This is a genomic window from Butyrivibrio sp. NC2007 (genome assembly GCF_000421405.1).
Taxonomy (GTDB): Bacteria; Bacillota; Clostridia; order Lachnospirales; family Lachnospiraceae; genus Butyrivibrio.
The window spans coordinates 12527-29458 of the sequence record NZ_ATWY01000008.1 but is presented as its reverse complement, the minus strand read 5'-3'; the positions used below and the strand labels follow the sequence as shown (position 1 = coordinate 29458).

General features: G+C 44.3%; 10 protein-coding genes. All 10 read left to right on the top strand.

Annotated elements, in window-relative coordinates; all coding sequences use genetic code 11:
* The first annotated feature begins 3 nt into the window (after nucleotides 1-3).
* Entirely contained in the window at nucleotides 4-1956 is a 1953-nt protein-coding gene (locus G632_RS0107895; protein WP_022768479.1) for an EAL domain-containing protein, read from the top strand.
* A 2-nt stretch (nucleotides 1957-1958) separates the two neighbouring features.
* The gene (locus G632_RS0107890; RefSeq protein ID WP_022768478.1) at nucleotides 1959-3917 is read left to right on the top strand and encodes an EAL domain-containing protein; all 1959 of its coding nucleotides are present in this window, start codon (nucleotides 1959-1961) and stop codon (nucleotides 3915-3917) included.
* A 69-nt stretch (nucleotides 3918-3986) separates the two neighbouring features.
* Nucleotides 3987-5252, top strand: a complete 1266-nt coding sequence (gene hisS, locus G632_RS0107885) for a histidine--tRNA ligase (RefSeq protein WP_022768477.1) — start codon at nucleotides 3987-3989, stop codon at nucleotides 5250-5252.
* Between the two features lie 241 nt (nucleotides 5253-5493).
* Nucleotides 5494-6741, top strand: coding sequence for an HlyC/CorC family transporter (locus tag G632_RS0107880; RefSeq protein ID WP_026512465.1), 1248 nt, complete (start codon nucleotides 5494-5496; stop codon nucleotides 6739-6741).
* An 83-nt stretch (nucleotides 6742-6824) separates the two neighbouring features.
* Nucleotides 6825-6971, top strand: coding sequence for a six-cysteine ranthipeptide SCIFF (scfA, locus tag G632_RS19295; protein WP_013281386.1), 147 nt, complete (start codon nucleotides 6825-6827; stop codon nucleotides 6969-6971).
* Nucleotides 6972-7075: 104 nt separating this feature from the next.
* Nucleotides 7076-8512: a thioether cross-link-forming SCIFF peptide maturase gene (gene scfB, locus G632_RS0107870; protein ID WP_022768475.1), complete on the top strand. Its 1437-nt coding sequence runs from the start codon at nucleotides 7076-7078 to the stop codon at nucleotides 8510-8512.
* Nucleotides 8513-8530: 18 nt separating this feature from the next.
* Nucleotides 8531-10831: a protein translocase subunit SecDF gene (locus G632_RS0107865; RefSeq protein WP_022768474.1), complete on the top strand. Its 2301-nt coding sequence runs from the start codon at nucleotides 8531-8533 to the stop codon at nucleotides 10829-10831.
* A 118-nt stretch (nucleotides 10832-10949) separates the two neighbouring features.
* Nucleotides 10950-12746 carry a single-stranded-DNA-specific exonuclease RecJ gene (recJ, locus tag G632_RS0107860; protein WP_022768473.1) on the top strand — a complete coding sequence of 599 codons (1797 nt, stop codon included), beginning with the start codon at nucleotides 10950-10952 and terminating at the stop codon, nucleotides 12744-12746.
* A gap of 140 nt (nucleotides 12747-12886) precedes the next feature.
* Nucleotides 12887-14374 carry a UDP-N-acetylmuramoyl-L-alanyl-D-glutamate--2,6-diaminopimelate ligase gene (locus G632_RS0107855; RefSeq protein ID WP_022768472.1) on the top strand — a complete coding sequence of 496 codons (1488 nt, stop codon included), beginning with the start codon at nucleotides 12887-12889 and terminating at the stop codon, nucleotides 14372-14374.
* 285 nt (nucleotides 14375-14659) lie between these two features.
* Entirely contained in the window at nucleotides 14660-16924 is a 2265-nt protein-coding gene (gene priA, locus G632_RS0107850) for a replication restart helicase PriA (protein WP_022768471.1), read from the top strand.
* The last annotated feature ends 8 nt before the right edge of the window (nucleotides 16925-16932 follow it).

Genomic DNA, 16932 nt, shown 5'->3' with positions numbered 1-16932 from the left:
AATATGCAGTATAATTATTACTTTGATATTTGCGCTTTATGCATATTGGGAACAGTTGCTGCAACCTCTCTGTCAAGACGCTGGGTACCGGCTTACAGGCAGAGAGCTTATGTCATGCTCTTTATTGCCACAGCCGTGGCTACGTTTTCTGAGAGAGTAGAGACGTTCCTTCAGATGAATCCGTCTTCCGCCTTTTGGTATCACCCTCTGGAGATGCTGTTTGGCTCATTGTATTTCATTGGCCATCTTGGCACGGGCTTTTGTTATCTCAGATATATCCTCGCGGTTTTAGATATTTATGTTGATAGAAGAAGAGTTTCTGATCTTATAGGAGTTCTTCTTGGCTACTATGTCGGTATAGGACTGGTTGTCATAAATCTCTTTGTCCCGATCCTCTTTAGCTACAGGGAGGACGGTCTTTATCAGAGAGAAAGCCTTATCGTACTCTATTACGTCCTTGCAATGTACTACATAGTCTATGGAGTCTCACTTCTCTTTAGATATAAGATTTTGATGCGCATAAGAACCAAGGCAGTTGTCATATCTTATGTTGTTCTTGCCATGATGGGTATGATAATACAGTTTGTATGGCCTACGATACTCATTGAGAATTTCCTCAGCACCATAGGTATAACACTTGTATATATCTCTCTCCAGAACCCTACCGAAATGGTTGATGAGCGACTGAATATACTGAACAGAAAGGCTTTTCTTGAGGGGCTTGATCTTAAGACAGGCAGAAATGCTTCTCAGAGTACAATCTTTGTGACTATAGATAATGTCAGGGCGCTGAGTGAAGAAATTGGCTACTCGCAGGCTCAGGCGGTTCTTAAGAAGATTGCGAAATATCTTAAATATGTAGGAAGGCTTGAGCAGAATCTGCCTTGTTACGCATACAGATATGCTGAGTATGTCTTTGCCATTAACGTACACACTGTTGACAAGAACAGGGTTCTGGCTCTGCTTCATCGTATTTCAAAGAGACTGCGTCAGTCCTGGAGCTTTTCAAACATGGCCATCAAGGTAGAGGCGCATTGCTTCCTTATGGAATATCCTGAGCATTACAAGACTGCAGCAGATCTTGTTTCAAGGGTTGATCTTATCGTTGAGCATGCGGCAAAAGACATGGATCATATAATCGATGTTAACAAGCCTGAGTACAATGAGCTCAAGAGGATAATAGACTATGACATACTCGCCAGGGAAAATCTGGATGCTAAGAGTTTTGTTATCAGATACCAGCCTATTTTGTCAAAGGTATATAAGATAAACTACAGCGCTGATGTTTTGTGCTTTTTAAAGGACGGATACGGAAACGAGATGGATATGCGTGGTAAGATCCCGGATGTAAATGCCACTCAGGCTCTTATGGATACCGATGAAATGGTATACAGAAGGGCATGCAGGGCTCTGGCTTTCTGGAATGCCGGAGATAAGAACGGTAAGTACAGAGCAGTGGTTGGAATGTCACAGGGAGAAATCTCAAAAAGTGATTTCGTTCGAAGGATCAAAAAGATTGCCAGGGAAGAAAAGGCAGAGTGCTCCTGGATAACATTAAAGCTTACCGAGACCACGATCACAACAATGAACACCGTGGCAGAGAATAATATAAAGCTCCTCGGGGAGCAGAAATGTTCAATCATCGTTGATGAGTTCGGAAACGGATATGGCGATATGGACAAGATACTGGCGCTCCCTGTTTCTCAGGTCAATATTGCTCATTCAATCCTGGCTAAAGCAGTAGAGTCGGATAAGATGAAGATTGTTGCCAAAGGTATAGTCAGTCTTTTTCATGACATCAGCATTTTTGTCGGGGCCAAAGATATTGAAAACGAGACTGAAAAGCTCATGGCAGAAGAGCTTGGCTGCGATTTCCTTGTCGGTGATTATATGGGCTATCCCATGAAGGACAGCTCCTTTGTAAAATATATAGATGCTTATTTTGAAGAGGGATAAAGGTGGGACTTATCTTAAATCCTGAACATAATAATGTCTGCTTCTGCATCGCATCCCTGCTTTTGATTGTTGTGGTTATGATTATTCATGTGTCGGAGGAAAACCACAACAATAAGCAAAAGCGGATATTTGGGATGATTATTTTTGATGCCCTTTTACTTAATTCAGCAGGCCTTTTGCATAACATCTGGCTCTACAGTGATCTCTTTAAACAGCTATTATCCCCTACGGGAAATGACTGTCTTGTTCTGCTGGAAAAGATATGCTCATATATACTGGCTTATCTTTCAATGATCTATGTCATGACCATTTTCAGAATTGAACTTGATTCTTCCTTCAGGAATATACTTCTTTTCGTGCCGACTATATTCTCTGTGCTGTTTTTCTTAAGCGGACTTATCAGTGACTTCTTCTTTACGTTTTCATCTGATGGTGAGCTTGAATACAACTATCCTCAGGGAGCGCTGGTCAACTTCTCGTTGTATGTATACTTTGTTTATGCTGCGTATCTGTATGTGAGGTATGCAAGGTCACTGAGCTCTGAAAAGTTCATATCTCTTGTTATCTATTATCTGCTGATGCTTGCAGCTGTTCCGATCAGGATTCTGACCAAATCCAGCGCAATATTTGAGTTTGGCGTATCGCTGGCTCTTTTGCTCTGTGTATACACGTTCCAAAATCCGGGTGAGTTCCGGGATGGAGTCAGCGGAGCAGGAACCAAGAATGCTCTTAACTTTGATATTTCAAGCTCCCTTCTTCAGAAAAAGATATTTACCGTATATGGAATTGCTATTGAGAGGCTGGATGCTATCATCAGCGGAGAGTCACTTGAAACAGTAGCAGATTTCCTCTCTCAGATAACCTCTTATCTCAGAAAGTTTAGTCCAACAGGTGAAGTGTATTTCACTGATGACGGAAATTACCTTATGATCTTCCCTGACGTTGATCCGGATGATGATATCATTATGAAGGCTTACGAACAGATAAGAAAGAGATTCAGAGATCCTTGGATCATGAAGGGCAAGGAGATCAAAGCTTTCCAGAGTCCTTATGTCATTGGATTCCCTGATGAAGTGGACTCTCTTGAGAAGTTTAATGAGGTAAGAGATGTAATCAAGAAGACTCTGCGCCATCACAACAGAGATATCCTCAGGGTTTCAGACTTAAATCTCAAGCATATTGAGCATGATAAAAAGATTGATGCCATAGTTAAGCATGCTCTGGATGATGACCTGTTAGAGGTTTATTATCAGCCTATTTTTGATTCCAAAACGAATAAGTTCTCATCCTGCGAAGCACTCCTTAGGCTTCGCAATCCTCAGATGGGATTTATTTCACCTGCCGTATTTATGCCGGTTGCAGAGAGAAACGGTATGGTTGTATCAATTGACAGTTTTGTGCTTGATGAAGTCTGCGACATGATCTCAAGCAGCGATGCAATGCAAAACGGCCTTGATTATGTGGAAGTAAACCTTTCTGTTGTTGACTGTATTCAGGCCAATCTTGCCGACAACATTATAAAGACCATTGAAAGGCACGGCGTTAAGCCAAATCAGCTAAACTTTGAGATAACCGAGACCTTTGAAGAGGGTATAACTTCAGCTATGGATGAAAATATCGGAAGTCTTATCAGCTATGGAATACCATTCTCAATGGATGATTTCGGAACGGGTTACTCAAACATTGCAAGAATTTCTACACTTCCCGTGGAAATCTTTAAGCTTGATAAGAGCATAGTTCAGTCTGCATTTGAGTCAGAGACTTCCTATATGGTTATGCTTAATCTTGTCAAGATCATCAAGAATCTGGGAAAAGAGATTGTGGCTGAGGGGGTTGAGACCAAGGAACAGGCTGAGCAGATCATAAAGCTTGGCTGCGATCACATACAGGGATTTTACTATGCAAGGCCTATGCCCAAGGATCAGTTCCTTGAATTCCTAAAAGAGAATAATAAGCATTAAAACGCTTGTGCTAACTTCTAAATAATAGTAAAATCTAGCAGTATATAGTATTTTGGAGGTTTTTAAGAGATGGCACTGGTTAAAAAGCCCGTTACGGGCATGAAGGATATACTTCCTGCTGAGATGCAGCTCAGAGATTACTGCATTGAAGTTATTAAAAAGACCTACGGTGAATTTGGTTTTACATCCATCGAGACACCTGCGGTTGAATCCCTTGCAAACCTTAACAGTAAGCAGGGCGGAGAAAACGAGAAGCTTATTTTCAAGGTTATGAAAAGAGGCGAGAAGCTTAACCTGGCAGAAGCTAAGGAAGAGAATGACCTGACAGATTCAGGTCTTCGCTATGACCTTACGGTTCCGCTGGTTCGTTTTTATGCAAATCACGCAGGAGAGCTCCCATCACCTTTTAAGGCACTTCAGATGGGTAATGTATGGAGAGCTGACAGACCCCAGAAGGGCAGATATCGTCAGTTCATGCAGTGTGATATTGATATTTTGGGAGAGGCTTCAAATCTCGCTGAGATCGAGCTTATCCTTGCTACTACAACAACACTTGGAAGACTCGGCTTTAAGGACTTCAAGATCAGAATAAATGACAGAAGGATCTTAAAGGCTATGGCTGCCTACAGCTCTTTTCCTGAGGAAGAGTATGACAACGTATTCATAACCCTTGATAAGATGGACAAGATCGGAATTGAGGGCATTGCAGAGGAGCTTGTTAAGGCAGGCTTTGCACAGGAGAGCGTAGATAAGTACTTGGATCTCTTCAAGGCAGCAGAGGGAAAAGACTCTCTTGAGGGACTTAAGGTTATCGCAGATAAGATAGGTGACTTCCTTGATGCGGATACCAAAGAGGGACTTTCAGAGATCATCAGCTCTGTAGAGAGCACCAAGACCGCTCAGTTTGAGATGGTCTTTGACCCGACTCTTGTTCGTGGCATGAGCTACTACACAGGAACAATCTTTGAGGTTGCAATGCCACAGTACGGCGGAAGCTGCGGTGGTGGCGGAAGGTACGATAAGATGGTCGGCAAATTCCTTGGACAGGATACTCCTGCCTGCGGATTTTCCATCGGATTTGAGAGAATCATCATGATCATGATGGATGAGGGCTTTAAGATTCCGGGAGCTGATCAGAAGAAAGCTTTCCTTATTGAAAAAGGAATCGCAGGAGATAGACTGTCAGAGATCATTAAGGAAGCTCAGGATGAGAGAGCAAAGGGCTCTCAGGTTCTGGTTGTACGCATGAACAAAAATAAGAAGTTCCAGAAGCAGCAGCTTACCGAACAGGGCTACGAGGACTTCAAAGAGTTCTACCTAAACCCCCTTAGTTGATTTGTGACGGGCGAAGGGGGCTTCCACAGGGGCCGGCGACATATATTTATTGTGATTTTCTCATTGTCCTAAGCGCTCCGGTGAGCCCTGGGCATCAATTTCATCGTGTATTGACACTCGAAATTGATAGGTCTCACCTCCACAGGACAACAATCGAAAACCCCAATAAATATATGCCGCCGGCCCCTGTGGAAGCCTCCCTTCGCCCTGTGTACTATAACAATATAATGAGGAGAATATTTTGGACGTTCATTTGGTTAGAATAATCATATTGGTTTTGCTGGTCTTGTTATCTGCTTTTTTTTCGTCGGCAGAGACAGCTCTTATGACTTGCAATAAAGTTAAGATGAAGGCACTTGCTGATGAGGGCAACAGAAGAGCTACGAGAGTTTTAAGGATATGCGAAGATACGCAGAAGATGCTTTCTGCGATATTGATTGGAAATAACATTGTAAACTTAAGTGCTTCGGCGCTTATGACCGTTCTTGTAACGGATATGTTCGGAAGCTTTGCCATAGGAATCGGAACCGGCGTGCTTACCCTTGTTGTTCTGATCTTTGGTGAGATCATTCCTAAGACTATAGCTACCGCTTATGCGGAGAATATTTCTCTCTGGTACTCGGGGATAATTGTGGCGCTCATGGCCATCATGGTGCCCTTTAGCTTTATCATCAACGGTATTGCCACAATTATATTGAAGATTCTTCATGTGGATACCGATAACCGTCAAGCTATGACCGAGAACGAGCTCAAGACTTATGTTGATGTAAGTCACGAGGATGGTGTCATTGAGAGCGGAGAGAAAGAGATCATCTACAACGTATTTGACTTCTCTGATGCCGTGGCAAAAGACATCATGATACCCAGGATCGATATGAGCTGTGTGAGCACACAGGCTACCTTCGACGAGGTCATGAAGGTCTTTAAGGAAAACATGTACACCAGAATTCCTGTTTATGAGGGAAATGAACAGGATAATATCATAGGACTGATAAATGTTAAGGACCTAATCCTTCTTCAGGATAAGGAGAACTTCAAGATTTCGGATCACTTAAGAAAAGCCTATTATACCTACGAGTTTAAAAAGACTGCGGACCTTCTTGTTGAGATGAGAGAAAAGTCCCAGAATGTTGCATTTGTCCTGTCTGAGTACGGAGCAACGGTAGGTATGATCACACTTGAGGATCTTCTTGAGGAGATCGTCGGAGAGATCCGTGACGAATATGATTCTGATGAGATCAATCTCATCAAAAACATGGGTGGAAGGCGTTACCTGGTAGAGGGTAACATGAAACTTGATGATATAAATGATGAACTTGGTACAGATCTTGATTCCGAGGACTATGACTCCATAGGTGGTCTTATGATCGAAGCTCTGGACAGACTTCCGGGCTACGGGGAAACAGTCACACTTGATAACGGAATCACCCTTACAGCAAGGGGAATCAAGGGAAATCGTATCACTAAAGTTTTAATAAAAATGCTTTAACTATTCCGTAATCTATGATATACTGAATCGACATAAAAAAACTTAAGGTGCATTAATTGGCATTTCAAGTAGGAGGCAATATTATGAAGCATGTAAAGTCATTAGTAACAAGAAATCTTAAGGAATCAATGAAGAAGGGCGGATGCGGCGAGTGCCAGACATCATGCCAGTCAGCTTGCAAGACTTCCTGCACAGTAGGTAACCAGAGCTGTGAGCAGCTTAGCAAGTAATCTTTACCGATAAGTTAAGCAAAAATGCCGGGCAGCGACCCAATAATCGGTCGCTGCCTATTCTTGCGTTATATGATTTTATTTAGTTAGGAGTTTTTATTTTTATGGTTCACGCGTACACAAACAACGGCTACAACATAGTCCTGGACGTGAATTCAGGCTCTGTTCATGTTGTGGATGACGTTGTTTTAGACCTTGTATCCATCGTTGAGGAGAAGCTGATAAGCTACTACGGCACAGCAGCTGCACGCGAAGGTGAGGACAAGGAAGGAGATGAGGATTTCCAGAAGCTCTTTAATGAGATAATCCTCATGCCTGAGATATCCGGCAAGTATTCACCTGAGGATATCGGAGAGGCAATTTCAGAGCTCTTGGAGCTCAGGGCATCAGAAGTTCTTTATACCGATGATGTTTATGAAAATTATGTCGAGGACTTCCAGGAGAGAGATACCGTTGTTAAGGCACTGTGCCTTAATATCGCTCACGACTGTAACCTCAGATGCAAATACTGCTTTGCGGATGAGGGTGAGTACCACGGAAGACGTGCTCTTATGAGCGAGGAAGTCGGCAAGGCAGCCCTTGATTTCCTGATTAAGAATTCCGGAAACAGAAGAAATCTTGAAGTGGATTTCTTTGGCGGAGAGCCTCTCATGAACTGGGAGGTAGTCAAGAAAATAGTAGAATACGGTCGCAGCATTGAGAAGGAGCATGACAAGAACTTCAGATTTACCATTACCACCAACGGAACCCTTCTTACTGATGAGATCCTGGATTATGTAAACAAAGAGATGGGAAATATAGTTCTTTCCATCGACGGCCGCAAGGAAGTAAACGACTTCATGCGTCCCAGAAAAGGCGGACAGGGATGTTACGATGACATAGTTCCCAAGTTCAAGAAGGTTGCAGAATCCCGTCATCAGCTGCGTTACTTCGTAAGAGGTACCTTTACTCACAACAACCTCGATTTCTCAGAGGATGTTAAGCATCTGGCAGATCTTGGATTTAAGCAGATTTCTGTAGAGCCTGTTGTTGCTAAGCCTGAGGACTGGTACGCACTTAAGGACGAGGATATACCAAAGCTCTGTGAAGAGTATGATAAGCTTGCAAAGTTCTATTTAGAGAGACGTAAAGAGGGAAGAGGCTTTAACTTCTTCCACTTCAATATAGATCTTGAGGGCGGCCCTTGCGTAGCCAAGAGACTTTCAGGCTGCGGATCGGGATGCGAATATTTGGGTGTTACTCCCTGGGGAGATCTCTACCCATGCCATCAGTTTGTAGGCAATGAAGACTTCATTATGGGAAATGTCTTCGAGGGCATTAAGAGAGACGACATCCGCGAGATGTTCAAAAAGAGTAACGTATACTCAAGACCCGAGTGTGAGAAATGTTTTGCAAGATATTATTGCAGCGGCGGTTGTGCTGCCAATGCTTATAATTTCAACGGTGACATCAATACGACATATAAGCACGGATGTGAGCTTCAGAGAAAGCGCATCGAGTGTGCGATTATGATAAAAGCAGCATTAGCTGAAGAAGGTTAAATGGAGGAATAATTAGTCATGAAAAGGTTAAAGTATGTATTGGCGCTTATCCTTGCCCTGGGACTTCTTGGGGGACTCGGATACTCAGCAGTTTACGGACTTGGCGCCGACAAGTCAGGATCACTTGACAGTATTGATCTTGGACTTGATCTCGCAGGTGGTGTCAGCATCACTTACGAAGTAGTTGGTGAGGAGAATCCTTCCAAAGAGGATATGTCAGATACCATCTACAAGCTGCAGCAGCGTGTGCAGCAGTACAGCACAGAATCTCAGGTTTACCAGGAAGGCGCAAACCGTATCAACATCGAGATTCCGGGTGTATCAGATGCTAACAAGATCCTTGAGGAACTCGGACAGCCCGGTAATCTGTACTTTATAGCACAGACAGATAAGGATGGTAACGAGAACTACACATACAGCTCAGGTTTTTCATATGATGCTGACGGAAACATCGTAATGGATGAGAACCCTGTGTTTGGATATGTTCTTAACAAGACAATAGATGAGCTCAAGGCAGACGGTTCAATCGTACTTGCAGGTGAGGATGTTGCAGCTGCTCAGGCAGGATATCAGCAGGACTCATATGGCGCACAGGAGCCGGTAGTATCTCTTGAGTTTACAGAAAACGGAACAAAGGCATTTGCTGATGCAACAACCAAGGCTTTTGCAAATGGTGAGAGCATCGGTATTTACTATGACGGACAGTTCATCAGTGTTCCTAATGTTCAGGCAGCTATTACAGACGGTAAGGCTGTTATCACAGGAATGAGTTCATTTGAGGCAGCAGATAACCTTGCTTCAATGATCCGAATCGGTGGACTTAAGCTTCAGCTCAACGAACTTCGTTCAAATGTTGTAGGCGCTCAGCTCGGTAGCAACGCTATCAGAACCAGCCTTATAGCAGCAGCTGTAGGATTTGCACTTATTGCAATCTTCATGATCGTATTCTTCAGACTGCTCGGTGTATCAGCTACACTTGCACTTGCTTTCTATTCAGGACTTATGGTGTTCCTGTTATCTGCATTTGAGATGACACTTACACTTCCCGGAATCGCAGGTATCATCCTTTCAATCGGTATGGCGGTTGACGCAAACGTTCTTGTATTCTCCAGAATCAAGGAGGAGATCGCTTCCGGTAAGGCTGTTGATGAGGCGAGAAAGAACGGATATAACAAGGCTCTTTCATCAATCCTTGACGGTAACATTACAACACTTATCATTGCTGCCGTATTGTTATGGAAGGGTACAGGAAGCATCAAGGGATTTGCTGAGACACTTATTCTTGGTATCATCCTTTCAATGTTTACAGCTCTTGTAATTACAAGACTTATCACTTCAATCCTTTACGGAATCGGACTTCAGAGTCCTGTTCTTTACGGAAAGGCTAAGAAGATTAAGAAGTTTGACTTCATTGCAAAGAGAAAGATATTCTACGGAATTTCCTGCGCAATCATCGTTGCCGGAATCATCGTTATGGCAATCAACTCATCAGCAGGAAAGGGTGCATTCAACTACAGTCTTGACTTTGTAGGTGGAACATCAACAACTGTTACATTTGACAAGGAGTACACTCTTGCAGAACTTGAGTCAGGAGTTAAGGAAGACATCAAGAGTGCAGCCGGAATCAATGAAGTTCTTATCCAGACTGTAACAGGTACAAACCAGGTTATCTTTAAGACATCAACTCTTACAGTTGCTCAGAGAGAGGCTGTAGATCAGGCACTTGAGACTAATTACGGTGTATCACCTGAGAACATCGCAGCTGAGACCATCAGTGGTGTTATCAGTTCAGAGATGAGAACAGATGCTATTGTAGCTCTTGCTATCGCTTTAGTAGCAATGCTTATCTACATCTGGATCAGATTCAAGGATATCAAGTTTGGCGCAGCAGCTATCATTGCTCTTGCACATGACGCACTGATCGTAATTGTATCTTACGCATTTACAAGACTTGCTGTTGGTAACACATTCATCGCAGTAGTACTTACAATCATCGGTTACTCCATCAACGATACCATCGTTACCTTCGACCGTATTCGTGAGAACCTGCATCTTGCTACCGGCAGGAAGGAGCTTGAGGATCTGGTTAACACCAGTGTTTCCCAGACTGTTACTCGAAGCCTCTTCACATCAGCAACTACATTCTTCACAGTATTTGCTCTTTACATCTTCGGTGTAGCTGATATCAAGGCATTTGCTCTTCCTCTTATGGTTGGCGTAATCTGTGGTACATACTCATCAATCTTTGTTGCATCACCTATGTGGTATGACCTCAAGACAAGCTTTAAGAACTTTATTGGAAGCAAAAAAGCTGAATAAGGTATAAAAATAGGACACCGTTCATGTTTATAATAATATGAACGGTGTTTTTTTACCCTTTTGAGCATTTATTGCAAGGGTATAGACATCTTTTAGTATGGATTTGGGGAGTATTTATATGTCAAAATGGATGGTGAAGATGAAGAAGGCAGATTTTGATGCCATTGCCGAGAAATTCGGTATCAGCAGGATAACTGCCAGACTTCTGACCAATAGGGGACTTACTACAGACGAAGAGATAAAGAGCTACCTTTCAGGGGATGCGTCAATGCTCCATGACCCGGCAGAGCTTGCTGACATTGACAGAGGCGCTAAGGTCATGCTGGATCGTATCTCAGAGGGTGCCAGGATCAGGGTTATAGGAGACTATGATGTAGACGGAATATGCTCTTCATATATTCTGGTCAAGGGCCTTGAGCTCTTTGGGGCAGATGTGGACTATGTCCTTCCCGACAGGGTCAAGGACGGATACGGCCTTAGCATCAAGCTGGTGGATCTTGCCATTGCCGATGGCAGAGATACCATCATTACCTGTGATAACGGAATTGCAGCTTACGAACAGATAAGACATGCCAAGGACGAGGGGCTGACAGTCGTAGTAACGGACCACCATGAGGTGCCTTTTGAAGATGGCTCTGATGGGGAAAAAGAGATTCTTCCTCCTGCAGACGCAGTCATAGATCCTAAGAGAAAGGATGGCAGCTGCTCATTTAAGGAAATCTGCGGAGCTGTAGTGGCATACAAGTTTCTTCAGATGATGGCGAGAATATCAGGACAGGCAGAGGATCCGAAGGTCAAGGCTTTCTTTGACGAGATGCTCATTTTTGCCGGAATAGCCACAGTCTGTGATGTTATGGAGCTTCGTGATGAGAACAGGATCATTGTCAAGGAGTCCCTTAGGAGAATTTCGAATACAGAAAACGCAGGCCTTAAGGCGCTGATAAACGTTAATGGTCTCGATGCCAGGAATATGTCAGCATTTCATTACGGCTTTGTAATAGGACCATGTCTTAATGCTACAGGAAGGCTTGATCTTGCATCCCGTGCACTTTCTCTTTTCCTTGAAAGAGATGTCAATGAAGCTGCCAAAATGGCACAAGATCTGAAGGATATGAACGACTCCCGCAAGACTCTGACAGTTCAGGGAGTGGAAGAGGCAGTTTCAGAAATTGAGAAAGAAGCTGCAAAGGGAGAACTTCCCAAGGTTCTTGTGGTATATCTTCCTGAAGTTCAGGAATCCATTGCCGGCATCATAGCAGGAAGGATCAAGGAGAAATATTACAGGCCTACCATCATTCTCACCAATGGAGCGGAAGGCGCCAAGGGGTCGGGAAGGTCAATCGAGAGCTACGATATGTTTAAGGCTCTTTCCACCTGCAAGGAGCTTTTTACCAAGTTTGGCGGACACAAGATGGCAGCGGGACTTTCGCTTCCTGTCGAGAATATTGATGAGCTGAGGACCAGACTTAATAATGAGTGCACACTCTCTGAGGAGGACTTTGTGCCGGTGCTTAAGGTTGATATGGTTCTTCCGTTTAGATATGCAGACATGGATTTTGTAAAAGAGCTTGAGATGCTTGAACCCTTTGGCAACGGCAATGAGAAACCAATATTTGTCCAGAAGGATATAAGGCTCTTATCCGGAAGGATTTTGGGCAAGAACAAAAACTGCGGAAAATACAGGGTCTGTGATGAAACTGGTACAGCCTGTGATATGATGTATTTTGGAGATCTGGAAAACTTTAACCGGTTCCTTGAGGATGAATACGGAGCCGGAAGAGTAGAAGCTCTCTATGCCGGAGAGTCCGGACAGACCATGACCATCAAGGCGGCTTTCTATCCGAATATTAACAGCTATATGGGAAGAGAGAGCGTTCAGCTGGTCATGAGTGATTATTCAAAAAATACCCCATAAACCACAAAAACACACGCAGGGGCGTGTGTTTGCGGTTTCTTATGAGGGGGAGATGTGAGCTAGTTCACATCTATAAGAATAATATAATACACATTTGTGTCGAAAATGTGACAAAAAAATTAAATATTGGAGGTCGACAAATGAAGCTAAGTAAACTGCTGGAAGGGCTTGAATACAGGATTACTGCGGGTAACAGCGATGTGGAATTAAACGCAGAGAGTATTGAGGTCAAGAATGTAATAAATGATAACAGGAAGATAGAGGAGGGTTCTCTTTTTATCTGTATTAAGGGTGCAAACTTCGATGGACACTCCTGTGCAGCAGACGCAGCAGAGAAAAAGGCCGCTGCGATCGTGGCAGAAGCAGAGGTTGAGCTTCCTGAAGATTCCAAACTTCCTGTTATAAGAGTTGCTGATACCAGATATGCAATGGCATTTATTTCAGCAGCATATTTTGATCATCCGGCTTCCAAGCTTAAGACCATCGGTATAACCGGAACAAAGGGTAAGACCACTACCACATATCTTATCAGGAGCATGCTTGAGAATGCAGGCTACAAGGTAGGTCTTATCGGAACAATTGAAGTAATAATCGGCGATGAGCACATTCATGCTGAGAATACAACTCCCGAGTCATACACTCTTCAGGAATATATGGCTAAGATGGTAGAGGCAGGCTGTGATGCGGTAGTTATGGAGGTTTCTTCCCAGGGACTTATGCTTCACAGAAGTCAGGGATTTATCTTTGATATCGGAATCTTTACCAACATCGAGCCCGACCATATAGGACCCAATGAGCACAAGGACTTCGAGGATTACATGCACTGCAAGGGACTTCTGTTTAAACAGTGCAAGGTTGGTATCTGCAACGGAGATGATATCCATACAGATGACATCTTAAAGGGACATACCTGTGAGGTCGAGACTTACGGCTTCAACAAGGATGTTGATATTCGTGCCATCAATCTTGCATATATCAGAAAGCCCGGCAATCTCGGTGTATTCTTTGACACAGAAGGACTTATCGAAATGCATGCAGAGATAACAAATCCCGGCAAGTTCAGTGTATACAACGCACTCTGCGCAATAGCTGTTGCAAGGCACTTTGGCTGCAGCCCTGAGCAGATTGCACCTGCGCTTAAGGGTGCCAAGGTTAAGGGCAGGATCGAGATGGTGAAGGTTTCAGATGAATTCACTCTGATGATCGACTATGCACACAATGCAATGGCTCTTAAGAGTCTTTTGACAACACTCCGTGACTATCGTCCAAACAGGCTTATCTGCCTCTTTGGCTGTGGCGGTAACAGAAGTAAGCTCCGCCGCTTTGAGATGGGCGAGGTTTCAGGAAGATATGCGGACTTTACAATTATCACATCTGACAACCCACGTTTTGAGGAGCCATTGGATATCATTGCCGATATCGAGACTGGCATCAAGAAGACAGACGGCAAATATATCAAGATCACAGACCGTAAGGAAGCCATAGCCTACGCCATCGACCACGGCGAGCAGGGCGACATCATTGTCCTCGCCGGAAAGGGCCACGAAGACTATCAGGAGATCAAAGGCGTCAAATACCACATGGACGAGCGCGAACTCATCCAGGAAATCCTTGACGAGCGCAAATAAGAAGAATTTGGTTTGGCTCCGCCTGGGGGCTCCCGGCCAATATATGTGATCATTTTCTCGTTGTCCTAAGCGCTCCGATGAGCCCTGGACATCAATCTCTGCGTGCATAGGCACTTGAGATTGATAGGTCTCATCTCCACAGGACAAACTCAAAAATGCTCACATATATTGGCCGGGAGCCCCCAGGCGGAGCCTTCTTCAAATAATTTACGTTATGATGCGGGTGTCAAAGGGATTAGATTAGGGCGTGGTATAATAGTCTGAAAGGTTTTTGTAGGGGATTGAATGGAAAATACTTCAGTATTATACGCGAATATAATAATTGATATATCTCATGAGAAGGTGGATAGGCTTTTTCAGTATAGAGTTCCGGACGGCCTTAAGAGTAAGATCCAGGTCGGGGATTGTGTTGTTGTGCCCTTTGGTAAGGGAGATACGAAGCGAAAGGGTTATGTTATTGAGCTGACTGACAAGGCTAATTGGGATCCGGACAAGATCAAGGAGATACTTGGCAGATCAAGTGAAATGACTTCTGCTGATGATATTTCAATAAAGCTCGCAGCGTGGATGAAGAGAAACTACGGCGGAACCATGAATGCGGCTCTTAAGACGGTGCTTCCATCCGGTAAGAAGATGAAGAGGCAGGTGCACAGGTTCGTGTCACTTCGCACGTCTTTGGAAGATGCGAAAGAGACGTATTATGAGTGCATGAGCAAGAAGCAGAAGGCCAGAGAGAGGATTTTAAAAGAGCTTATAGAAAATGCCGGAGAGAGAATTCCTTATGAACTGATTACGGATAAGCTCGGTGTCAGCTCTCAGACTCTTAAGAGCATGAGCGAAGCCGGAATCATCAGGATTGACAGCGAGGAGTATTTCAGAAATCCAATCGCCGGCACTACCACAAGATATGAAGATAAGGTGCTTAGCCCTGAGCAGCAGAACATTGTAGATACTGTTAGCAGAGACTACGATGAGGGCAAGAGAGATACCTATCTGATCCATGGAATAACGGGCAGTGGCAAGACTGAAGTTTACATTGCTCTTATTGATAACATGATAAAGCGCGGGAAGCAGGCTATTGTTCTGATTCCTGAGATAGCTCTGACCTACCAGACACTGATGCGCTTTTACAGGCACTTCGGAGATAGAGTTTCCGTAATGAATTCATCACTTTCTCCGGGAGAGAAGTTCGACCAGATGGAGAGGGCAAGGCAGAATGATATCGATATTATCATAGGGCCGAGGTCAGCTCTTTTCACACCGTTTCCAAATACGGGGATAATCATCATAGACGAGGAGCATGAGCAGACCTACAAGAGCGACAATGCTCCCAAATATCATGCAAGGGAGACGGCAATAGAGCTTTCAAGGCTCCTTCCCGATGGGGCCTGTGTTGTGCTGGGCTCAGCTACCCCTTCCCTTGAGTCCTATTACAGGGCAACTACAGGGGAGTATCATCTCTTTGAGCTGAAGAGAAGACTTACGGGAGGAACACTTCCGGAGGTTGAGATAGCTGACCTAAGAGAGGAACTAAGAGCCGGTAACAGATCAATTTTCTCATTAAGGCTTCAGGAGCTTATGGCGGACAGACTCTCAAAGGGCGAGCAGGCGATGCTCTTTATCAACAGAAGAGGCTTGGCGGGCTTTGTTTCCTGCAGAGCCTGTGGACATGTCTTTAAGTGCCCTCACTGTGATGTGTCTTTGTCCGAACACAGAGGCGGAAGGCTTGTGTGTCACTACTGCGGACATGAGGAAGTAAGGCCAAGAATCTGTCCCAAGTGCGGCTCGAAATATGTCTCCTCCTTCAGGGCTGGAACCCAGCAGATTGAGGATGAGGTTAAGAAGTACTGGCCACAGGCCCGTGTCCTTAGAATGGATGCCGACACCACCAGAACCAAGGGAAGCTTTGACCGGATCCTTTCATCATTTGCAAATAAAGAGGCTGATGTCCTTGTCGGAACACAGATGATCGTAAAGGGACACGACTTCCCGGATGTTACGCTGGTGGGAATTTTGGCTGCGGATATGTCTCTTTATGCCAGTGACTTCAGAGCCAGCGAGAGGACCTTCCAGCTCCTTACCCAGGCGGCGGGAAGAGCCGGAAGAGGTACAAGGCCGGGGAATGTAGTTATTCAGAGCTATCAGCCTGAGCACTACAGCATTCAGACGGCATCAAGGCAGGATTATGCTTCTTTTTACGAGGAGGAGATATCCTACAGGAAGATGCTGCGCTATCCACCGGTATCGCATATGCTCTGCGTTCAGCTCTTTAGTAAGGATGAAGATGAAGGAATGCAGTTTGCCACCAGACTCCGTGCAGTCATGGAGCAGCGAAAGGTCCCGGGAGCGGTCTTTATCGGACCGGCTTTTGGCTCAATTGGCAAAGTGAATGATGTGTACAGGATAGTCATCTATGTTAAGCTCGCTGACTATGACGTTTTAGTCGGCCTCAAGGATATGCTTGAGGGCTATATAAAAGAGCTTGAGGCAATGGGCAAGTTAAAGACCATAACCGTTCAATTTGACTTTGACCCCATGCATACCGTATGATTAGGTTA

Excerpts from the sequence above, each read along its gene's own strand:
- G632_RS0107865 (WP_022768474.1), top strand. The coding sequence starts at position 8,531 with ATGAAAAGGTTAAAGTATGTATTGGCGCTTATCCTTGCCCTGGGACTT.
- G632_RS0107855 (WP_022768472.1), top strand. The coding sequence starts at position 12,887 with ATGAAGCTAAGTAAACTGCTGGAAGGGCTTGAATACAGGATTACTGCG.
- hisS (WP_022768477.1), top strand. The coding sequence starts at position 3,987 with ATGGCACTGGTTAAAAAGCCCGTTACGGGCATGAAGGATATACTTCCT.
- scfA (WP_013281386.1), top strand. The coding sequence starts at position 6,825 with ATGAAGCATGTAAAGTCATTAGTAACAAGAAATCTTAAGGAATCAATG.
- priA (WP_022768471.1), top strand. The coding sequence starts at position 14,660 with ATGGAAAATACTTCAGTATTATACGCGAATATAATAATTGATATATCT.
- scfB (WP_022768475.1), top strand. The coding sequence starts at position 7,076 with ATGGTTCACGCGTACACAAACAACGGCTACAACATAGTCCTGGACGTG.
- recJ (WP_022768473.1), top strand. The coding sequence starts at position 10,950 with ATGTCAAAATGGATGGTGAAGATGAAGAAGGCAGATTTTGATGCCATT.
- G632_RS0107895 (WP_022768479.1), top strand. The coding sequence starts at position 4 with ATGCAGTATAATTATTACTTTGATATTTGCGCTTTATGCATATTGGGA.